This window comes from Priestia aryabhattai (genome assembly GCF_023715685.1).
Classification (GTDB): Bacteria; Bacillota; Bacilli; order Bacillales; family Bacillaceae_H; genus Priestia; species Priestia aryabhattai_B.
This window is the reverse complement of sequence record NZ_JAMBOQ010000005.1, coordinates 210,816-232,460: the sequence shown is the minus strand read 5'-3', so window position 1 is coordinate 232,460 and position 21,645 is coordinate 210,816. Positions and strand designations below refer to the sequence as shown.

The 21,645-nt window shown below is 38.9% G+C and carries 19 protein-coding genes; 1 reads left to right on the top strand and 18 read right to left on the bottom strand.

Annotated elements, in window-relative coordinates; genetic code table 11:
- Nucleotides 1-7 precede the first annotated feature (7 nt).
- The 12 genes from hisG to uvrB form a co-directional block, all read right to left on the bottom strand.
- A complete protein-coding gene (gene hisG, locus M3225_RS22125; protein ID WP_013059721.1) occupies nt 8-640 on the bottom strand; it encodes an ATP phosphoribosyltransferase in 633 nt (210 codons plus the stop codon).
- Nucleotides 640-1,821, bottom strand: coding sequence for an ATP phosphoribosyltransferase regulatory subunit (locus M3225_RS22120; protein WP_043977360.1), 1,182 nt, complete (start codon nt 1,819-1,821; stop codon nt 640-642). The genes hisG and M3225_RS22120 overlap by 1 nt, the downstream gene beginning before the upstream one ends.
- Nucleotides 1,822-2,004: 183 nt before the next feature.
- On the bottom strand, nt 2,005-2,532 hold the full coding sequence (locus M3225_RS22115; protein WP_251397331.1) for an acyltransferase: 528 nt from the start codon (nt 2,530-2,532) through the stop codon (nt 2,005-2,007).
- A complete protein-coding gene (ppaX, locus tag M3225_RS22110; protein WP_251397328.1) occupies nt 2,529-3,176 on the bottom strand; it encodes a pyrophosphatase PpaX in 648 nt (215 codons plus the stop codon). The genes M3225_RS22115 and ppaX overlap by 4 nt, the downstream gene beginning before the upstream one ends.
- Nucleotides 3,177-3,236: 60 nt before the next feature.
- Nucleotides 3,237-4,070, bottom strand: coding sequence for a prolipoprotein diacylglyceryl transferase (gene lgt / locus M3225_RS22105; RefSeq protein WP_028412041.1), 834 nt, complete (start codon nt 4,068-4,070; stop codon nt 3,237-3,239).
- Nucleotides 4,071-4,086: 16 nt separating this feature from the next.
- Nucleotides 4,087-5,022 (bottom strand): HPr(Ser) kinase/phosphatase, encoded by a 936-nt coding sequence (gene hprK, locus M3225_RS22100; RefSeq protein ID WP_042991820.1) that lies wholly within the window; start codon nt 5,020-5,022, stop codon nt 4,087-4,089.
- 191 nt (nt 5,023-5,213) lie between these two features.
- Nucleotides 5,214-5,579, bottom strand: coding sequence for a phage holin family protein (locus tag M3225_RS22095; protein ID WP_013059727.1), 366 nt, complete (start codon nt 5,577-5,579; stop codon nt 5,214-5,216).
- A gap of 2 nt (nt 5,580-5,581) precedes the next feature.
- Nucleotides 5,582-5,776, bottom strand: coding sequence for a PspC domain-containing protein (locus tag M3225_RS22090; RefSeq protein WP_013059728.1), 195 nt, complete (start codon nt 5,774-5,776; stop codon nt 5,582-5,584).
- A 41-nt stretch (nt 5,777-5,817) separates the two neighbouring features.
- Nucleotides 5,818-6,909: a DUF4097 family beta strand repeat-containing protein gene (locus M3225_RS22085; RefSeq protein ID WP_251397325.1), complete on the bottom strand. Its 1,092-nt coding sequence runs from the start codon at nt 6,907-6,909 to the stop codon at nt 5,818-5,820.
- Between the two features lie 38 nt (nt 6,910-6,947).
- Nucleotides 6,948-7,259, bottom strand: a complete 312-nt coding sequence (locus M3225_RS22080; protein WP_251397322.1) for a hypothetical protein — start codon at nt 7,257-7,259, stop codon at nt 6,948-6,950.
- Between the two features lie 88 nt (nt 7,260-7,347).
- Nucleotides 7,348-10,224 (bottom strand): excinuclease ABC subunit UvrA, encoded by a 2,877-nt coding sequence (uvrA, locus tag M3225_RS22075; protein WP_251397319.1) that lies wholly within the window; start codon nt 10,222-10,224, stop codon nt 7,348-7,350.
- A gap of 6 nt (nt 10,225-10,230) precedes the next feature.
- The gene (gene uvrB, locus M3225_RS22070; RefSeq protein ID WP_251397316.1) at nt 10,231-12,210 is read right to left on the bottom strand and encodes an excinuclease ABC subunit UvrB; all 1,980 of its coding nucleotides are present in this window, start codon (nt 12,208-12,210) and stop codon (nt 10,231-10,233) included.
- 335 nt (nt 12,211-12,545) lie between these two features.
- On the opposite strand from uvrB, the gene M3225_RS22065 reads away from it, so the two are divergent.
- The gene (locus M3225_RS22065; protein ID WP_251397313.1) at nt 12,546-14,207 is read left to right on the top strand and encodes a sigma-54 interaction domain-containing protein; all 1,662 of its coding nucleotides are present in this window, start codon (nt 12,546-12,548) and stop codon (nt 14,205-14,207) included.
- A gap of 65 nt (nt 14,208-14,272) precedes the next feature.
- Here the strand turns inward: M3225_RS22065 and pruA are convergent, their stop codons facing one another.
- The 6 genes from pruA to M3225_RS22035 form a co-directional block, all read right to left on the bottom strand.
- Complete coding sequence (pruA, locus tag M3225_RS22060) at nt 14,273-15,844, bottom strand: L-glutamate gamma-semialdehyde dehydrogenase (protein WP_251397310.1); 1,572 nt, start codon at nt 15,842-15,844, stop codon at nt 14,273-14,275.
- A 27-nt stretch (nt 15,845-15,871) separates the two neighbouring features.
- Nucleotides 15,872-16,786 carry a proline dehydrogenase family protein gene (locus tag M3225_RS22055; RefSeq protein WP_251397819.1) on the bottom strand — a complete coding sequence of 305 codons (915 nt, stop codon included), beginning with the start codon at nt 16,784-16,786 and terminating at the stop codon, nt 15,872-15,874.
- A 316-nt stretch (nt 16,787-17,102) separates the two neighbouring features.
- Nucleotides 17,103-17,327: a DUF2198 family protein gene (locus M3225_RS22050; protein WP_251397307.1), complete on the bottom strand. Its 225-nt coding sequence runs from the start codon at nt 17,325-17,327 to the stop codon at nt 17,103-17,105.
- A gap of 26 nt (nt 17,328-17,353) precedes the next feature.
- On the bottom strand, nt 17,354-18,544 hold the full coding sequence (locus tag M3225_RS22045; protein ID WP_251397304.1) for a PDZ domain-containing protein: 1,191 nt from the start codon (nt 18,542-18,544) through the stop codon (nt 17,354-17,356).
- A 162-nt stretch (nt 18,545-18,706) separates the two neighbouring features.
- On the bottom strand, nt 18,707-20,146 hold the full coding sequence (locus tag M3225_RS22040) for a S41 family peptidase (protein ID WP_251397301.1): 1,440 nt from the start codon (nt 20,144-20,146) through the stop codon (nt 18,707-18,709).
- A 173-nt stretch (nt 20,147-20,319) separates the two neighbouring features.
- A complete protein-coding gene (locus M3225_RS22035; protein ID WP_251397298.1) occupies nt 20,320-21,528 on the bottom strand; it encodes a murein hydrolase activator EnvC family protein in 1,209 nt (402 codons plus the stop codon).
- Nucleotides 21,529-21,645: the final 117 nt, after the last annotated feature.

Here is a 21,645-nt window from a genome sequence, read left to right as displayed (position 1 = left end):
ACCTCTTTTATACAGGTTGAACCACTTGGGCTAAACGATTCACTAAATCATCAATTCGTTCGTCTTTTAAACGATAGCTCACAGGATTCACAATCAAACGCGATGTAATATCTTCAATGTGCTCTAATTCGACAAGTCCGTTCTCTTTTAGTGTTTGTCCCGTTGATACAATATCAACAATCCGGTCAGCAAGGCCGATTAAAGGCGCTAATTCAATCGAACCATTCAATTTTATAATTTCTACTTGCTCCCCTTGCTCTCGGAAATAAGTAGATGCTACATTTGGATATTTGGTTGCTACTTTTTGAGCAATTTCTGATTTTTTAGCATTAGGCAAACCTGCAACGGCCAGATGACATTTACTAATATTCAAATCCAATAGCTCATAGACATCTCGCTCTTCTTCTAACATCACGTCTTTACCTGCAATACCAAGATCCGCTACTCCGTATTCTACATAAGTGGTAACGTCCATTGGCTTCGCTAAAATAAAGCGCATGTTCTCTTCAGGAATGTCTACAATCAGCTTGCGCGAATCGTCAAATTCTGGCGGCAGTTGAAAATCTGCTTGACGCAAAAGTTCAGCTGCTTCTTCAAAAATACGTCCTTTTGGCATTGCAATTGTTAATAGTTCACTCATTATTGTCCCCCCTTGCCTCGTTTTCCAATTAGAAACGTGACCTCTTCAAACTGTGCAGTAAATACATCAACATCATCAACGCCTGCAATTTCCTGAGTCACTACCCGGTATCCTTGCTTGCGCTGTTCAGCAGCTAAAGCTAACGCCTCATCTAAACGCTCTTGACTATATAAAATGCCGTATACCGCTGAAGGCTCATACACTTCTTCGCCCAGCGCTTCAATTAAGCGATCGAGCTGAATTCCAAATCCTGTAGCTGGTGTTTTAGACGCAAATTTTTCAAGAAGTTGGTCATAACGTCCTCCATTACCGATATGGAAACCAACGTTTTCAGCAAATACTTCAAATAAAATACCTGTGTAATAGCTCATATGGCTGACTAAGTTAAAATCAATTTTAATCTCGTCTGTTACACCATACGCATCAAGCATATTCCATAGCTTTTTCAAATCACCGGCTGCTTTTTTACCAGCTTCGTTTTCAACTAGTTCAACCGCTTCTTCAATCTTCTTTTCATCTCCGCGCAGGTTAAGCAGTTGAAGAAGACGCTGTTTATCAATAGAAGATAGATTCAAATCTTTTACATGATTACGATAGCCCACGTAGTTTTTCTCATATAAAAAGCGGCGAAGCACGTTAGCACGTTCTTCATTTCCGACAATCTCTAAAAAAAGCGAATTAACAAACCCGATGTGACCAATTGCCACTTTAAATGATTTAAGTCCCGCTCTCTTTAATGCGCCGATCATGAGGGCAATGACTTCAGCATCGCTGCTCATCGTAGCGTCTCCAATTAGCTCAACGCCTATTTGTTCAAACTCCGCCGGGCGGCCACCCTCACGCTGCTGAGCTCGGAATACATTTGCTTCATAAGCTAAGCGCAAAGGAGAATTATTTAAAAGTTTTGAAGCGGCCACACGTGCAAATGGCGTTGTTACATCCGGTCGCAGCACAAGCGTATGCCCTTCTTTATCTAAAAGTTTAAACAATTGTTGATCTAAAATAGCTGATGCGCTTCCTACCGTTTCGTAGTATTCCACAGTAGGCGTTGCCATATATTGATAGCCCCAGCTGCTGATTTCATCTGCTAGCTGATTGCGAACTTGTTTTTTTCTTTCAAAAAGAGCTGGCAGGGTATCTCTCATTCCAAGGGGTTTTTCAAACATAAATAACTTTGACATTCCGACACGTCCTTTAAGCTTGATTTTATCTATTAAGGAACCATTGATAGGTTGATTTTACTTTATCACACTAATGTATTAGCGAAATAACAAATTAAAGTTATTGATAGTTTACACCCGATAAAGTCCGCCGTCAACCGCCAGCTGTTCAAATTCACAAAAAAAACCACAGCTTAGTTCTTGCTAAGTTGTGGCTTTAGGTTCTGCTTCCCTGCGCTTTTCCATTTCTTCTTTTGTATAGATGACACGCATAGGGTTACCTCCAACAAAGAAACCGGGTGCTACATCTTTATGAACCACCGTTCCAGCCGCTACAACCGCTTCGTTGCCGATTGTTACACCTGGAAGGATGGTGCTATTTGCTCCAATCATCACTTCATCCCCAATGATGACATCTCCAAGACGATATTCCGTTATCAGATATTCATGAGCGAGAATAGTTGTATTGTATCCAATGACCGTATTGCGTCCTACTTGTATTTTTTCAGGAAACATAATATCGAGCATCACCATAAGGGCAAAGGATGTTTGAGGTCCTACTTTCATCCCTAAGCACGCTTTATACAGCCAGTTTTTCATCGAAAGAAAAGGCGTATAACGAGCGCATTGAATGATTAGGAAGTTGCGCACTACCTTCCAAAAAGGCACGGTCTTATAGACATGCCAAAGGGAGTTAGCTCCTTTAACCGGATGGCGCGTCGTTTTTCTCACTGACGTTCTCCTTTTAATATATCAATTAAATCCGTCATATTTTCTAAAATAATATCAGGATTATAAGAAGCGATATGATCTCTTCCTTTTGCACTCCAAGCAACTCCAGCTGTTTTCGTGTAAGCTCTTTGGCCGGAAACGATGTCGTGATGGTTATCTCCCACCATCATCGCTTCTTCAGGTTTAGCATCAAGCAGCTTCAGTGCTTTTTCTACTGGCTCAGGATGCGGCTTTGCATTTGTTACGTCTTCAATTGCGACAATCGTATCAAAGAACTGATCTAACTTTGTCAACTTAAGCCCCATCATGACCGTATTCCTTTGCTTTGTTGTGACAATACCTAATTTATAATTCTGCTCGTGCAGCCATTTAACTGTTTCAAGTACGCCTTCAAATTCTTTAACAAGCAAATCATGATTGGCTAGATTATGCGTGCGATACATCTCAATCATTTCGTTTACTCTCGTTTTATCCATTTCTACAAACGTGTCGTATAAAGGAGGTCCCATAAACTGTAAAATATCTTCACGAGTATATTGTTCAGGATAATAGTGATTGAGCGTATGAGTAAACGAGGCAATAATTAATTCATTTGTATCAATTAACGTACCGTCTAAATCAAACAAAACCGTATTAATCGTCATTATTCATTTCCTTCCCTTGCGTCAGATCAAGTTTGTATAAACCTTATAGCTTTTCTTCATTTACGCCTTAGATTGTGCTTCTTCATTCTCTAAATATTTCTGTTTACTCATTCCCGTCACGCGGCGGATGATAATTAAGATAATGGCTATTACAATCAGTGCAAGTGAAACAACTTGAGCGATTCTGAGTGTATGCGTCAGCATTAAGCTATCCGTGCGAAGCCCTTCTACAAAGAAGCGTCCAACTGAGTACCAGATTAAATAAGATAAGAAAATTTCTCCTTTTCGCAGACTGGTGCGGCGAAGTACCATCAACAGGATAAATCCGGCAAAATCCCATAATGATTCGTATAAAAACGTAGGATGATAATACGTACCGTTAATATACATTTGATTAATAATAAAATTTGGAAGGTGTAAACCTTCTAAAAAAGCACGGGTAACCGGCCCCCCATGTGCCTCTTGATTCATAAAGTTGCCCCAGCGCCCAATGGCTTGGCCAAGGATTAAACTAGGCGCAGCAATATCAGCCAACTTCCAAAATGAAATCTTTTTCACTTTCGAATACACAATGGCAGTTAACACGCCTCCGATTAAACCACCATGAATGGCAATCCCACCTTGCCAAATTTGAGGTATTTCATTTAAATGCTTCGAATAGTATCCCCATTCAAACGAGACATAATAAATTCGTGCACAAATAATGGCTATTGGCACAGCAAATAAGATAAGATCAACAAATGTATCTTTTGATAAGCCTCTTCTTACGCTTTCTCTTGTCGCAATATAAAGACCTAACAGAACACCTGCACCGATAATTACGCCGTACCAGTAGACCGTTAGAGGGCCAATTTCAAGGAAAACACGATCTAACGGCTGAATAGTTGCTTCCACAAGTTAACACCCTTTCTTATAAATCTTCACGATCTCCTTCTTCAATTACATCTGTTAGACGTGCAGAAAATTGTTCTGCTGCGTTAATACCCATACGCTTTAAGCGGAAGTTCATTGCTGCCACTTCAATGATAACAGCTAAGTTTCGTCCTGGGCGTACTGGCAATGTAATTTTTGTAACGTCTGTATCAATAATTTTCATTTTATCTTCTTCTAAACCAAGGCGATCATAATGTTTCTGCTGATCCCATGTCTCTAACTGAATAACAAGCGAAATTCGCTTATAGCTCCGTACAGCTCCTGCGCCGAATAGCGTCATCACATTGATGATCCCTAGTCCGCGAATTTCAAGCAAATGCTCGATTAAACCAGGCGCATTTCCTACAAGCGTGTCTTGATCTTCTTGACGGATTTCCACACAGTCATCGGCTACAAGGCGATGTCCTCGCTTAACAAGCTCTAGAGCTGTTTCACTTTTACCAACGCCGCTTTTTCCCATGATTAATACACCAATTCCGTATATATCAACTAATACGCCGTGTAGGGCAGTAGTAGGTGCTAGCCGGCTTTCAAGAAAATTCGTTAAATGGCTGGAAAGTCGCGTTGTTTTAAAGTTTGAACGCAGCACAGGAACTGATTCACGCTCTGAAGCTTCGATAAGTTCTTTCGGTACATCCATTTCACGCGAAACAATGATAGCCGGCGTGATATCTGTACACATTTTTTCCATTCGAACTTTTTTTTGTTCATCATCTAACTGTTTAAAAAACGATAGTTCTGTTTTACCTAACAGCTGGATACGTTCTGCTGGGTAATATGTAAAATAACCTGCCATTTCAATACCTGGACGTGAAATATCACTCGTTGAAATAGGACGGTCGATTCCTTCTTCTCCGCTAATAAGCTCTAATTTAAATTTCTCAATGATGTCTTTTGTACGTACTTTAACCACCGTGCATCCTCCTTTTATGTACAGCCATATGCCTGTTCATGTCTACAGTATATCCAACTCTCGCTTTTATGTCGCGTTTGGTTCTACTAGCCACTTTATTTTATCATTAATACGGAAAGAAAAGAAAAAAAAGATGGCATAGGCCGCATCGCCTTACCATCTTTTTTAGAAAATTAAATATTGTAAGAAAGTTACCTTCTATTTTGAAGGGGTTCAACAATCACTCGTTGAATAAGCGCATTTAGAAGCGACATGATTACTGAGGCTAAAAGCGCTGTACCAAACCCGTCAATATTAAAAGAGTCTCCCATAACACTTTGTGTAATCATCAGCGTAATGGCATTAATGACGAATAAAAATAGGCCAAGCGTAAGAAATGTCACCGGCAGGGTAAGTAAAATTAAAATCGGCTTAACAAACACATTCAAAATCGATAGAATCAAGCTGGCGATAATAGCTGCACTGACTGATTCCAGGTGAAAGGTGTCAATATAACCTGCGATTACTATTAATACGAGGGCATTGATTAAAATACTAATGATTCCACGCAATAACATCTTTAGAAATCTCCTTCTTCATTTGGAACTAAAAACACAAAAATCATATATAAAATGACCGGGGTACCCACTGTAAAAAATAAACTGATGATAAACAATACGCGCAGTAGTGAAGCATCTATTCCGATATACTGAGAAATACCGCCGATAACACCCGCAAGCTTGCGATTTGTTCGCGAACGATACAACTTTCGCACGTTAATCATCTCCTTTGCTTTTTGACTAAAACAAGCGTTTTCTATTTTATAACAATTGAACCCGTTTTGGATTCAGCTAACAATTTATAGCCTTTAGGCGAAGCGACATTGGCTTTGAAACGAAGCTGTTTCATCACCGTTTCTTTTTTCTCATCTACTATTTCCATCTCAGGAAGTGTACATGTAAAATTCCCAAAGTTAGATTTCAAATCTCCATCAACGGAGAGGTGGGGCGGCGTATAGAGCGTAATGCTTCCCGTAGTCGTTTTGAAAAATGCTTTTTCAATGCGCTCTCCTTTTAAATACGTATCAATATCTCCGTTAAATGTTTGCACGTCAATTTTCTTTGTATCCCCATCAAATTTAACGGTTCCATTGATTGTTTCAAGCTCACATTTCGAAGCAAAAATTCGAGAAAGTTCCATATGCCCGTTTGATGTCTCCATTTCAAGAGAATGGCTATTCACATCGTAAAAGCGGATGGTACCATTAGCTGTTTTGGCTTTTAGGTCTCGTACGCTTAGTCTTTCCCCATCGATTGAACCATTAAACATACGGAGTTTAACGCGTTCATATTCCATTTCTGGAATATAAATAATCGCTTTCACCTTCATTTGTTTTTGCTGAATAGCAAAGCGCAGTTTGCCATTTTCAATGGAAAATGCAGTATGCTGCAAGAAAGTGCGGCGCGCTTCATCTGAATTCTCTACTTTGTAGATAGCAGCTTCACACTCTATTCGTACTTCTGTACTTCCCCAAGGCCGGAGCTGGACGCTTCCATTTGCTAAATCTACATCAATCTCTTGAATATATGCTTCTGATTGTTGAAAGATGTGCTGAACGTCAATCGAAGGTCCAAAGTTAAAATCTAAATCTCCTTCTTTTACTTTTTTTACCGTTTGATCCACAAATGTAAATAATTTTTCTTTTAAAGAGCTTTGAGATGACTTAGAAGCGTACGTTTTTTTCTGTTTTTCTCCTACATAAGGGGATAGCTCAGCTTTATCAGACGTAGCATAGGAAGAATCATTAGCTGAGTCTTTTTCCAGTGAGTTTAGCAAAGTTAATGCCTCGTCTACACTAAGTTTTCCCTCTTCTACCATCTGTAAAATTTGTTTGCGCTTTTCACTCATACGTTCCATCTCCTCTTTATGTTTTAGTCATTTAACTTTTATCTACTTAATATTTGTATTCCTTTTACAATGTTCCATACAAACACAACAACATTAACTAAAGAAACAATAACTAAAGCTACAATTAAAAGGATAAATACCGTTCCACTAGAGCCAGTAAGAGCAGGAAGCAAGAAGAATAAGAACAAGATCGCTGTAGCAATAGGTAATAAATGTGACAGAAATGCAGTTTTTGCATGTTTCTTTACTTCTATGTTATGAACAACAAAATAAATAATAATAGGTAATAAAAATGGTGCAAAGAAAACGCTAAAATAATTTAAGGAAGATAGTACGCGATTTCCTTCCATGATGATCAACTCCTTATATCATGTATTACGGTTTAATGAGTTAAAAAGTTTCATTCTTTATAAAAAAAGACACCAATGCTGATGTCTTTTAACGAGTTAATGCCTCTGCTTTTTCAACTTTTTTCTCCATACGCTTACGGTCACGTTCTAAAATTGGCTTCAGATAATGACCCGTATAGGATTCTTTTACTTTTGCCACTTCTTCTGGCGTACCCGTAGCCACAATTTGTCCGCCTTTATCTCCACCTTCAGGCCCTAAATCAAGTAGGTAATCAGCTGCTTTGATCACGTCTAAATTATGTTCGATCACCAGAACCGTATCTCCATTTTCAACTAAACGCTGAAGCACTTTTAATAACCGTGCGATATCATCGACATGAAGACCGGTAGTCGGTTCGTCTAAAATGTACAGCGTTCTTCCTGTTGAACGACGGTGAAGCTCTGAAGCTAGCTTTACACGCTGCGCCTCTCCACCGGATAGAGTAGTAGCCGGCTGGCCAAGTGTAATATAGCCAAGTCCTACATCGTAAATTGTCTGCAGCTTCCGCTTAATCTTTGGAATGTTTTCAAAGAAGTGAAGCGCGTCTTCGACCGTCATATCCAACACATCTGAAATATTTTGATCTTTGTATTTTACTTCTAAAGTTTCACGGTTATATCGTTTGCCGTGGCAGACTTCACAAGGGACGTATACATCTGGCAAGAAATGCATTTCGATTTTAATAATACCGTCTCCTCGACAAGCTTCACAGCGGCCGCCTTTCACGTTAAAGCTAAAACGGCCTTTTTTATATCCGCGAACTTTTGCTTCGTTTGTTTGCGCAAATACATCTCGAATGTCATCGAATACACCTGTATAGGTTGCAGGGTTCGAACGAGGCGTACGGCCTATCGGAGACTGATCAATATCAATGACTTTATCTAAGTGTTCAATGCCTTTGATTTCTTTATGTTCTCCTGCTTTGCTTTTTGCTTTATGCAGCTTTTGCGCCAATGATTTGTGAAGGATATCATTTACAAGCGTACTCTTACCTGATCCAGATACACCTGTAACAGCCATGAACATACCTAACGGAAGCTTTGCTTTTACATTTTTTAAATTGTTTTCTTTTGCTCCTATAATTTCAATCATCCGATCTTTATCTATCGACCGTCTTTCGGCTGGAAGAGGAATAAACTTCTCTCCTGATAGATATTGACCCGTTAAAGAGTTTGCATCATCCATCACTTCCTGAGGCGTACCTTGAGAAACAACGGCACCCCCGTGTACGCCGGCTCCTGGTCCGATATCAATTAAATAATCAGCTGCCATCATCGTATCTTCGTCATGTTCTACAACAATCAACGTATTTCCAATATCGCGCATATCTTGCATCGTGCGAATTAAGCGATCATTGTCACGTTGATGAAGACCGATAGAAGGTTCATCTAAAATATAAAGAACCCCCGTCAAACGAGAACCAATTTGAGTAGCCAAACGAATCCGCTGTGCTTCTCCTCCTGAAAGAGTTCCAGCAGAGCGGTTTAATGTTAAATAATCTAGCCCCACGTTAATGAGAAAGCTTAGACGCTCCCGAATTTCACGTAGTACCATATCCGCAATCTTCATGTCTTTTTCAGATAGACTGAGACTTTCAAAAAAGTCATATGCTTCTTTTACTGAAAAGCGCGTTGTATCTCCTATATGCTTTTCGTCAATAAGCACCGCTAAGCTTTCGCGTTTCAAGCGATTTCCTTTACATTTTGGACATGCTTGCTGAGCCATGTATTTTTCCATTTGCTCACGGATATAATCCGAACTTGTTTCATGATAACGACGCTCTACGTTCCGAAGCACGCCTTCAAATTCGATATGATTTTCTCTTACTTGGCCAAAATCATTTTCATAGCGAAAGTAAATTTTTTCTTTACCGCTGCCATATAATACTTTATCAAATAAATGTTCCGGGATATCTCGAACCGGCACATCCATATCAATGCCGTAATGTGTACATACGGCTTCAAGCAGCTGCGGATAGTATTGAGAACTTGTTGGCTCCCAAGGTGCAATTGCGTGCTGACGAAGTGTTAAGTCATAGTTAGGAATAACTAAATCTTTATCCACTTCCAATTTCGTTCCTAATCCGTCACACGTTGGACACGCCCCGTACGGACTATTAAATGAAAACATGCGGGGCTCAAGTTCTCCAATGGAGAAGCCACATTTTGGACAAGCATGATGCTCACTAAAAAGCAGTTCTTCTTCACCTATTACGTCAATAATTACTTTCCCATCTCCAAGGCGAAGAGCTGATTCCAAAGAGTCCGACAAACGAGCGGCTACACCTTCTTTTACAACAACGCGATCAATCACTACTTCAATTGAGTGCTTTTTGTTTTTTTCAAGTTCAATTTCTTCTGTTATTTCACGCATTTCCCCGTCTACTCGAATTCGAACGTACCCTTCCTTTTTAATATCTTCTAATACTTTCACGTGGGTGCCTTTTCGGCCGGATACCACAGGGGCCAGTACTTGAAGTTTTGTGCGTTCAGGGTACTCTAAAATTCTATCTACCATTTGCTCAATAGTTTGAGACGTAATTTCAATCCCATGATTAGGACAAATCGGCTTTCCTACACGAGCAAACAAAAGGCGCAAATAATCATAGATTTCGGTCACAGTTCCGACGGTTGAACGAGGGTTTCGGCTCGTTGTTTTTTGATCGATTGAAATAGCAGGCGACAACCCTTCGATCGAATCTACATCCGGCTTATCCATTTGACCTAAAAACTGTCTTGCGTATGCCGAAAGCGATTCAACATAACGTCTTTGTCCTTCTGCATAGATGGTATCGAAAGCCAAAGAAGATTTACCAGAACCTGATAACCCTGTTAACACCACTAATTTGTCCCGCGGGATTTCAATATCAATATTTTTCAAATTGTGGGCTCGTGCACCTTTTACCACGATTTTTTCCATCGCCATGTTTTATCACCCTTCTGCTTTTAATTCTAGAATCAAGTCACGAAGTTCAGCAGCGCGTTCAAAGTTAAGCGCTTTGGCTGCTTCTTTCATTTCTTGTTCCATTTCTTCTATGAGCTTTGCTTTTTCTTTTTTGTTGAGCTTATCAAATGCCGGTGCTTCTTCGTACGTTTCTGTATCTTCTGCTACCACTGTTGCCCGAATTGAGCCTCGAACTTCTTTTTGAATCGTTGTCGGCGTAATACCGTGCTCTTCATTGTAAGCTTCTTGAATACTTCTACGACGCTTGGTCTCATTGATCGCAATATCCATAGAGTTTGTAATGCGATCTGCGTACATAATGACATGTCCATTAGCGTTTCGCGCAGCACGTCCAATGGTTTGAATAAGCGATCGTTCTGAACGCAAGAATCCTTCTTTATCCGCGTCTAATATAGTTACTAGCGAAACTTCTGGAATATCTAAACCTTCACGCAGTAAGTTAATTCCTATAAGCACATCGTATTTTCCAAGCCGCAGCTCTCGGATAATTTCAATACGCTCGAGCGTTTTCACTTCAGAGTGAAGATATTGAACTTTGATGCCGATTTCTTTTAAGTAGTTCGTTAAATCCTCAGACATTTTCTTTGTTAACGTCGTAACTAGTACTCGTTCATTTCGCTTAATCCGGTCGTGAATTTCTCCAATTAAATCATCAATCTGTCCTTCAATTGGTCGAACTTCAATATTTGGATCTAATAATCCCGTTGGGCGAATAATTTGTTCAATTACATCAGGTGCCTTCTCAAGTTCGTAAGGACCTGGTGTTGCTGAAACATGAACAATTTGTTTAATATGCTGTTCAAATTCATCAAATTTAAGAGGACGGTTATCTAATGCAGACGGCAAGCGGAAACCATGATTCACCAACACTTGTTTACGCGCTTGGTCTCCATTATACATTCCTCTAACTTGAGGAATTGTAACGTGGGATTCATCCACAACAAGAAGGAAATCTTCCGGGAAGAAATCCAGCAGTGTATAAGGTGTAGAACCAGCCGGACGAAGAGTTAAATGACGAGAGTAATTCTCGATTCCCGAACAAAATCCCATTTCTCTCATCATTTCTAGGTCATAGCGCGTGCGCTGCTCCAAGCGCTGCGCTTCTAAAAGCTTTCCTGCTTCTTTTAACTTCTCTAGCTGTTCTTCTAGTTCTTTTTCAATATTTTGAATGGCAACACGCATTTTTTCTTCCCTCGTGACGAAGTGAGATGCTGGGAAGATAGCCACGTGTTCACGATCTCCAATAATTTCTCCTGTTAAGGCGTCGACTTCACGGATGCGATCAATTTCATCGCCGAAAAACTCAACGCGAATACAGTGTTCATCTCGAGAGACAGGAAAAATCTCAACAACATCACCGCGAACGCGAAACGTTCCACGCTTGAAGTCAATATCGTTTCTTTCGTACTGGACATCCACTAGCGTACGAAGCAGCTGATTGCGCTCTTTTTCCATTCCTACTCGAAGAGATACGACCATTTCTTTGTATTCTTCCGGAGACCCTAATCCATAAATACAGGACACGCTGGCAATAATAATGACATCTTTTCGTTCAAAAAGAGCAGAAGTTGCCGAGTGACGAAGTTTATCAATCTCATCATTAATGCTTGCATCTTTTTCAATAAATGTATCTGTTTGAGGTACATAAGCTTCAGGCTGATAGTAATCATAGTAACTGACAAAGTATTCGACTGCATTATTAGGAAAAAACTCTTTAAACTCACTGTACAATTGACCAGCAAGCGTTTTGTTATGAGCCATAATTAATGTCGGCTTATTTATTTCCTTAATAACATTAGACATGGTAAAGGTTTTTCCCGTTCCTGTAGCACCTAACAAAACTTGATGCTGCTTACCTTCTTTAATTCCTTTCACAATCTTTTCAATTGCCTTTGGCTGATCACCTTGCGGTTGATAGGGGGATACTAATTCAAACTGATCTTTCAAATGAAGGCCTCCGTTTCTATTTTCTTGTTTTATCTATTTTTATTACGATATGTAAAAACCGAAAACACGAACTGATATTCGTATTTTATCACTTTATACTCATAAATGAAACTAATGAGTATTAATCTTATATAGTGTTTGTTTGTTTTTATTTTTTACCCTGTTACTTTATTACCCACTAAATTCTTATGCTACCCTTCTCGAAGGGAATACAACTCTTTGGATGAAAACAATAAAAGAGAGTAAGCTGCTTAATTGTTTGAAAAGGATAGGCTTTTGCGCCAATTTCTAAATTATGATACAGTATAAAAAATATGTACTGAGAGGGGTTTAGTATGGCAAGCGTTGATCAAGTTCTTATAAATAACTCCTTTACAACAGTTGAAGAATCAACTTCTTTAGCTAAAGTGAAATCTGAACTTTCAAACTATGATTTCGTTGTAGTCACAGCAAGTACCTTTTATGTAATACAAAAAGATGAACGATACCTTTTAACAGGTCATGACGGGGCATCGTCCATTAAAAAAGTAATAGCGGATACAAATTGGCCTTCATCTTCTACTTCTACGTTAGCCAATTTACAAGCCAACACAAACTGGAATAGACCAGTCCTCATTCAAGCAGAAAACCAAGAAACTACAATAGGACTTGTAACACCTTCACAGTGGATTACACATTTGCATAGCCAAAATGAGATATTAGCTTCCTATTTTGATACATTGGCAGAAACCATTAATGATGCAGTGACAGCGGTCGATAATGAAGGAAATGTAATCTTGTGGAATACTGCTGCGGAACATACGTATAAGATTCAGAGAGATGATATTATTGGTAGAAAAATCGGAGAGCATTTCAAAGATGAATCCATCATTCTACATACGATTCTAAATGAAGGGCGCCCTGTGCGCGGAACGTATCATCGTCCTAATGAACAAACTCACGTGCTCATCAATGCATCTCCTATTATAAGAAACAATCGAGTCATAGGTGGAGTTGCAACCGAACATGACATTACCAATATTGTAAGATTAAATGAAGAAATTGATGTGTCTCTTCTCATTCCGAAAGATAATCCATTTTCTTCTTTTGCGGGTATCAGTCCTGAAATTAAGCAAGCCGTTGACATTGCCAAAAAAGTGGCATCTACAGATATGCCTATTTTATTAACAGGAGAACCTGGTTCGGGGAAAGAAATGCTGGCTCAAGCCATTCATTACGGGGGATCCAAACATAAAGAACCTTTTTTATCTTTAAATTGCGCCACTATTCCATCTGGACTCCTGGAAATTGAGCTCTTTGGTCATCAAAAAGATGTCTTTTCAGAAGATCCAACGACCATTGCGGGAAAACTGGAGCAGGCTCATAACGGAACGTTATTTATTGAAGAAATTGATAAAATGCCTCTTGAAATTCAAGTTACGTTTCTCCGTTACTTGGAAGAACGATCCTTTTATCACGTTGGAGGAACTGAAGAAATTCAAGTCCAAACCCGAATTGTAGCCTCTACCACTACACCTTTGGAAGAGTTGCTAAAGGCCGGTGAATTTCATGAAAATCTTTACTATTTGCTGACCGTCATTAACATTATTATTCCGCCGCTTCGAGACCATAAAGAAGACATCGAAGCATTGACTCAGCAATTTGTACAGGAATTTAGTAAAAAGTATAAAAAGAAAGCTCCTTTCATCAGCTCTGAAGTTCTCGAAGCCTTTATGCAATACGATTGGCCAGGCAATATTCGCGAGCTGAGAAATACGATTGAAAGAATGATTTTTCTAAGTGATCAGTCGTTGATTACCCTTACGCACCTTCCTGACAATCTGAAGGATGCAAGTTCTTTCACAGAAGTTCAAAAAGAAGAAGATTCTCTCCAAGAAGCTAGGCTAATAGAAGAGACTCTTCAAAAAACCTATGGAAACAAAAGTGCAGCAGCAGATTTACTTGGCATTTCACGCGGCACCCTTTATAACAAAATCAAAGAATACGGATTAAACTAATCAAAAAATTCGACATAAGCATCTTTAGCTTCGTGTCGAATTTTTTGATTTTCCTTAGACTGAACTTATTTCTGTTTTCTCGCTGTCATCTTCCCTTGTGTAAATAATAGAAGATAATCATACCCTCCGGCTTTCGAATCCGTTCCGGACATATTAAAACCTCCAAAAGGATGAACGCCAACTAATGCTCCTGTACATTTTTTGTTAATATATAAGTTACCGCAGTGCATAGTAGCTAACGCCCTCTCGATTCTCTCTTCGTTTTCAGAGAAAAAAGCTCCCGTCAAACCGTAGTCAGTTTCATTGTAAATCTCAATGGCTTCTTCCCAGTTAGCTGCTTTTGTCAACGCAAGGACCGGTCCAAAAATCTCTTCTTGCATAATTCGTGCTTTTGAATCCACATCTTTGAATACTGTAGGCTCTATATAGTAGCCATTTCCGGGAGCTTTAGCTCCCCCGGCAATAAGCTTTCCTTCCTCTTTGCCGATTTCAATGTAGGCTAATACTTTTTCATACGCTTTTTGATCAATAACAGGCCCCATAGAAGGATTGTCTTCAGGCAGTCCGACGGTTAATTCTTTCGTTAATGCGGCTACCTTTTCAGCAACCTCTTCATAAACAGATTCTACAATAATCGCTCGAGAGCCAGCGGAACACTTTTGACCTTGAAATCCAAACGCAGATGCTACGATCGCTTGTGCTGCCGCGTCTAAATCTGCTGTTTCGTCTACCACAATGCCATCTTTTCCTCCCATTTCAGCAATGACGCGTTTCAGCCAAATTTGTCCAGATTGTACTTTTGAAGCACGTTCGTAAATGCGACATCCTACTTCTCTTGATCCCGTAAAAGAAATAAAACGAGTTTGAGGATGTTCGACTAAATATTCTCCAACTTCTATAGCATCTCCAGGAATAAAATTCAGAACACCAGACGGAAGACCAACTTCCTCCATTAATTGAACAAATTTCGCAGCAATAACCGGCGCAGAATCAGCTGGCTTTAAAATAACTGCATTTCCAGATACAATTCCAGCTACAGTGGTTCCAGCCATGATGGCAAGCGGAAAATTAAAAGGTGAAATGACTACTCCTACTCCTAAAGGAATATACGTCATCTCTGTTGTTTCACCTTCTACCGGCGTTAAAGGCTGATGCTCATTCGTTTCACTTAAACGAATCATTTCTCGCGCATAAAATTCCATAAAGTCAATGGCCTCCGCTGTATCCGCATCAGCTTCTGCCCAGTTTTTCCCCACTTCATAAACGAGCATGGCAGAAAATTCATACTTTCTTTCTCTCATCAGACTTGCTGCTTTGAATAAATAATCAGCACGTTCAGCAGGCGGGACGTTCTTCCATGATTGAAATGCTGCTGACGCTTCTTGCATCGCCTGCTCAGCATAAGCTTTAGTGCCACGGCTTACTCTACCAATCACTTCATCTACCTTTCCCGGGTTCGTAGATACAATCACTTCTTCTGTTGAGATTTTATCTTTTCCAATCGTGAGAGGATATGTTTGTCCCAGTTCTTTTTTCACTTTCACTAACGCCGCTTGCATCGCTTGTTTATTCTCTTCTAACGAAAAATCAGTAAACGGTTCATTTTTAAAAACTGAGATTTTTGTACTTACTGTCATTTCAATTAGTCCCCTTTAATTAGAAATTTATTTCACGAAGTTTTTCAGCACGAACCATACGTTGGCGGGACGCTCGGCTAGGCGTCTCATGAAATACCCAAACCAATCAATGCCGTAAGGAACATAAACTCTGACTTTATATCCTTCTCTTACCAGACGATCCTGCAGTTCTACGCAAATTCCATAAAGCATTTGGAACTCAAATTGATCATTTGAAATACCATTTTCTCTTACTAATCGTTTTGTGTACTGAATCATTTCTTCATCATGACTTGCTACAGCTGTATAGTGTCCATTCAATAAATGCATTTTAATGATTTTTTTATAGTTTTCATCTACGTCTTTCTTTTCCGGAAATGATACTTCTGGTGATTCTTTATAAGCTCCTTTTACTAGACGTAAATTGGCTTGATATTGATGTAAGTCATTCATATCTTGTTCTGTACGATAAAGATACGCTTGAATCACAATTCCAACATTATCGAATTCTTTGCGTAATTCTTTATACATATCAAGGGAGATTTGGCAGTGCAAGTAGTCTTCCATATCAATTCGAACAAAAATATCATTCACCCTGGCCGTGTGTAGAATTCTGCGCATATTTTCCATACAAAGTTCTTTGCTAATATCCAATCCTAAAGAAGTCATCTTTAATGATAAATTTGATTGAACGCCCGATTCTGCAATGGCTTCTAGTGTCTGAATGCACATGGCAGTAGATAACCTGGCTTCCTCTTCTGTAAAAACAAATTCTCCTAAATGATCGAGTGTAACAACTTTTCCACTATTGTTAAGCTCCTTGGATGTTTGAATTGCTGATTCGATTGAGTCTCCAGCAACAAAACGAGCTGCCCCCATCCGCAATCCATACTTTTTAGCTAATTTATTCATTGAATGATTTTTGCCAAGCGACTGAAACATCGTTCTCATTAATACTTCCATCAATACTAAACCTCCTTTTATTTTTTTAAATTAGATAATAGACAAAATTTTCAGATTACTACTTTTATTTTTCTATACCCTTCTCACATTTTTGTACACTTATTTAAATAAATTTATACATAAGTGTTTAAATTATCTTATATATAAACATATTTGTGTAATCAACTTGATTATACTCGTTCATTAAATGAACCGAAACAATATTGTTATAAGTTCTAACTCATTTTTTAACATACAAAAGCTCTCCACGTTGTGTAGAGAGCTTTTGTATACATTTTAATAATAAGCGATTAACTTATCATCAAAGCAACAATCTTTATTTTCCAGCTGCTAGCATGCCTTTTGCATATATAAAACCAATGGCTGCTGAAAGTAAATCTATTAAAATAATAAGCGGATAATCTGCGTACCCTTTATATACAGAAACAGCTATCAACAAAAGCGTCAGTGCTGTTGCAACATATAGGTTATATGTTACTCTAGTAAACAGAACAAGTAATATGGCGGGTAGAAAAATCGCGGCAATCGTTTTGACTTCCACAAACATTTCTCCTTTTCATCCGTCTTTTAACCAGCTTGTGAATCACGTTTTGTATAATTGTGTACAAACAAAATACCTAGTTCATGATGTTCGTTGTCATACAATGCTCGCTGAGTAAAGCGAACTTCTCCATTTTCGTCAATAACTTCTAGCTTACAGAAAGCACGGTTATTAACTTGTAATGCTTCATAAAATTTATGCACTTCAGATATAGCGATTCCATTTACCTTAATAATCACTTCTCCTACTTTCAAACCCATTTTCTCTGCCGGAGAATGAGGGATGACTCCTAATACAACCAAACCTTGTGTACGTTTAGTAAACAGCGCGGGCGCTTTTTCATCGCTTCGACGCTGCTGCAAACGAATCCACTCTCTCCCTATAATCGCCACAATAACAACAGCTACAGCGGCTGGGGGATAAAAAACGGCAGCAATCGTAATGATCGTTAATCCCACGCCTAATGCTAATACACGCTTACCGGTAAATTCAATAGATTTAAACGGCACCATACTTTGAATTCGCTGATAAAAACCGATAGCAAAAGGAACAAAAAACAGGCTAAATGATGTCCCGTCAATAGATAACACAGGCCACCATGGAAACACAGACGTAATGGCGCTGCCTGGAATTAAGACAAAAAGCGGGACTACCCATAATTTTTGAGAGTAATGAGCCCCAATTTCCTGCCCTCTTTTACTTTTCACAATGGCTGGAGAGGTACCTTTTGCTCCAAATTTCCAAATTAAATATCCTTCTGCTAATACAAGCAGAGACATTAAAATAGTAAGCGAAGGCAACTCTGCGTTATGAGCTTGCACAGACCAAGTTTGAATAAATCCTTCACCGAAACCAGATGCAGGAATAAGCAAGGTTGCAAGAACAGCTAGTCCTATCGTATAAGAAGGAGAAAGCCATTTAAACGTCCAAGGGCCGCTTATGATAAAAGTTAAAACAGCTACAAGTACAATCATTCCTATAGATACATAGACACCTAGCAACACGGTAACAACGGATAAAATCAATCCAATAATGATACCTGGAAAAAATAAATATTTTGCTTCTAAAATAAAATCAAACACGCGAACATGAAAATTCTGACGCTCTCTCTTGACGCGAGAAAGACCTACAAAAAACGAAACGAGCAGAAATAAATAAGTTAACGGATGTAAAAACAAACGCCCGATACCTTTTAAGAGCTCTAATGCAAAATCCATTTTTTCACCACCTGTATTTTTCACATTTTTATTACAACATTTACGATTGATTGTTATGTATCATAGGCTTCTTTATTTTATCAAAATGAATCACTAACCGACAATGTTGTTTTTACTAAAAAAGTTCCGTGCTTTGGAAAAGCACGGAACTTTTTCTGCTTCTTATTGACTAGCTAGCTTTAAAGCTGTTTGAAGCTGACGATCTTCATCTTTTGATTTGATTTTTTCTAACAGTTTTGTTTGTAAAAGCGCTGCTGTATCTTCATCGATTTCACCTGTAGCTTTTTGCTTATTGGCTTTTTGGAATGCTGTTACAGCTGTTTCTGTCTCTTTACTAAAATATCCGTCTGTACGTCCAGGTTCAAAGCCAAGGCCTTTTAGCATAACTTGAGCATTTTTCACTTGGTCACCTGTCGTATCACGTGTTAATGGCTTTTTATCAACTTGAATTGGATTTGCATAATAATAATCCGGCTGCTTGACTTCCACCGTTGGTTTTATACCTTTTTCGTTAATCCAGTTTCCATCAGGCGTTAGCCATTTATAAAAAGTCAATTTTAAATTACTGCCGTCTTCCATTGGAACAGCTTGTTGAACCGTTCCTTTTCCATATGATTTTTCACCTACTAGCTTGTATCCTCCTGCTTCTTTTAATGCCCCGGCAAGAATTTCAGAAGCCGATGCACTTCCTCCATCAATCAAGGCCACAATTGGATAATCTTTTTGCTTTTTCATTGAAGAAACCACTTTTTGACGTTCTCCGTTACGATCTTCAATTTGAATATATGGTTTTTTATCCGTTACTAATTTGTCGAGCATTTTTTCAACGCTCGTTAAATAGCCACCAGGATTTCCACGAACGTCTAGAACTAATCCATCAATATTTTTATTTTCAAGTTTCTTCAACTGTTTCGTAAATTCGTCTCCCGTTGATTCAGAGAATGACGTAATTTCCATGTAACCAATTTTTTTATTGTTTACATTTTTAACAGAAGAATAGACGGTTTCAATTGGAATCTCATCTCTTACAACTTTCACTTTCATCGTTTCTTTCACGCCTGGTCGTTGAACATCCAATGTCACGGTAGAGCCTTTTTTACCGCGAATTTTTAATACAGCTTCATTCAATTCAAGACCTGCGATACTTTTACCGTCAATCTTTAAAATCTGATCATTTGGTTTTAAGCCTGCTTTTTCCGCAGGAGATTGTTTAAATGGAGCTACAATTGTTACTTTTCCATCTACCATGCTCACTTCAGCGCCAATTCCCTCGAACGATGAATCAAGAGACTGCGTGAATTGCTGTGCCGTTTTCTTATCCATGTAAGATGAGTGAGGGTCTCCTAAGGTTTGTACCATTCCTTGGATTGCACCATCTAATAACTTTTTGTCATCTACATCTTTGTAATATTTTGAAGATATCAGTTCATAAGCTTGCTTGATTTTGTCTAGCTCTTCCTTTTCCACTTTACTATCATTTGAAGAAGTTGTAAGGGGCGTACTGACCGTTCCAGCATTTGCATACTGAATGCCAAAATATGTACCTGCTGCTCCAACAACTAAGGAGAGTGCCATTAATAGTGCAACGATTTTCCGATTCAAGTTCTTTCATCCTCCTCAACCTTAAGCCATCTCTTCTTATTATAATAGATACAACCAAAACTATGTAATAAAAAGGATGCATGTGTTATTTGTAGCAAAAGGCACCACACAAATCAAGTGCGATGCCTTTTTGTTAAACTATATGTTGAGCTTGTACCACGTATGCTAGGAACTTAAAATTTAATATAACTTTCAGGATTTACAGCGGAATTTTTGCCTTTCCAATCGCCTTTATGCAATTCAAAATGCAGGTGAGCGCCAAACGAACGCCCTGTATTTCCTATATAACCTAATTGTTGACCTTTGTTAATAGATTGACCACTCGAGACGCTGTAGCTCTCTAAATGAGCATAAACTGTAACCCAAGTCTGACCATCTACATTGTGACGAATAAATACGGCATTACCAAAAGAAGAAGAATGATATGCTCTAATTACTTTTCCGCTTGCTGCGGCTACAACTGGAACACTTTCTCCTCGCTTTCCAATATCAATACCGTAGTGTCCCCTTCCAAACGTTTCTCGATATCCAAAATGAGACGTTACCGGGCCTTTTGCCGGTCTCATAAACGAACCGCTTGTGACAGCAGATGCCTCCTCTATTGCCCTGGCTTTTTCAACTTCTTGCTGTTGAGCTTGCGCTGCATTTTTTTGATCAGCTAAAATAGAAGCTTGCTCTTCTAATCCAACGGCTTCTTCATTAAATTCTTTTTCCTGATCTTTGAGTGTTTGCATGAGCTGATTCTTTTCGTCTACTTGCTTTTGCAGCTGTGCACGAAGGTTTTTAAGCTCTTCAAGCGCTTGATTTACTTCTGTTAGCTTATTTTGAACTTTTGTTTCTTTCACTTCTTTTGCCTTTTTATCCGCTTCATGCTGCATTAACAAGTCACGGTCAGCCCCTACAATTGTCGACACCGCACTCACTCTGCTAATAAAGTCTCCGAAGCTTTCAGAGCCTAGCAGTACATCTATGTAATCCACAGACCCACCGTTTTCTTGTAAAGCACGAGCACGCTTTTTTAATAACTCATTTCTTTTTTCGATTCTTTTTTTTACAACGTCAATTTCGTTTTTCAGCTTTTCAATGTCTTGCTTTGCTTTTTCTACTTCAGCTTCGCGAATGCGGATGTCTGCATTCGTTTGTCCGACTTCCGAATCCAAGCGCGCAATCTCAGCTTCTTCGTTTTTTTGTTTTTCTTGAACCTTTTTTAATTTCTCTTTATTTTGATTAACATCTTGGTTCACATCATCACTTTTTTTCTCTAAATCACTGAGTTTAGTAGTACTAGCACTTTCTGCATAAACAATTTTTTCATTGCCTACCCAAGCTGCACTTAGTCCAACTAAAACTGCTGCTGTCATCACTAATGTCTTACGTGTCATTTGTTTCTCCCCATTTGCACATATTTCCCCGTATAAACGGGCATTAGCAAGATCCCCATTAGCACTTTTTTCTATTTTTATGTGTAATTACACAACAACCTCACATTTGATAAACAT

Coding starts and splice junctions, on each gene's coding strand:
- hisG (WP_013059721.1), bottom strand. CDS start 640: ATGAGTGAACTATTAACAATTGCAATGCCAAAAGGACGTATTTTTGAA.
- M3225_RS22120 (WP_043977360.1), bottom strand. CDS start 1,821: ATGTCAAAGTTATTTATGTTTGAAAAACCCCTTGGAATGAGAGATACC.
- ppaX (WP_251397328.1), bottom strand. CDS start 3,176: ATGACGATTAATACGGTTTTGTTTGATTTAGACGGTACGTTAATTGAT.
- M3225_RS22095 (WP_013059727.1), bottom strand. CDS start 5,579: ATGTTATTGCGTGGAATCATTAGTATTTTAATCAATGCCCTCGTATTA.
- M3225_RS22085 (WP_251397325.1), bottom strand. CDS start 6,909: ATGAGTGAAAAGCGCAAACAAATTTTACAGATGGTAGAAGAGGGAAAA.
- M3225_RS22080 (WP_251397322.1), bottom strand. CDS start 7,259: ATGGAAGGAAATCGCGTACTATCTTCCTTAAATTATTTTAGCGTTTTC.
- uvrA (WP_251397319.1), bottom strand. CDS start 10,224: ATGGCGATGGAAAAAATCGTGGTAAAAGGTGCACGAGCCCACAATTTG.
- M3225_RS22065 (WP_251397313.1), top strand. CDS start 12,546: ATGGCAAGCGTTGATCAAGTTCTTATAAATAACTCCTTTACAACAGTT.
- pruA (WP_251397310.1), bottom strand. CDS start 15,844: ATGACAGTAAGTACAAAAATCTCAGTTTTTAAAAATGAACCGTTTACT.
- M3225_RS22055 (WP_251397819.1), bottom strand. CDS start 16,786: ATGGAAGTATTAATGAGAACGATGTTTCAGTCGCTTGGCAAAAATCAT.
- M3225_RS22045 (WP_251397304.1), bottom strand. CDS start 18,544: ATGGATTTTGCATTAGAGCTCTTAAAAGGTATCGGGCGTTTGTTTTTA.
- M3225_RS22035 (WP_251397298.1), bottom strand. CDS start 21,528: ATGACACGTAAGACATTAGTGATGACAGCAGCAGTTTTAGTTGGACTA.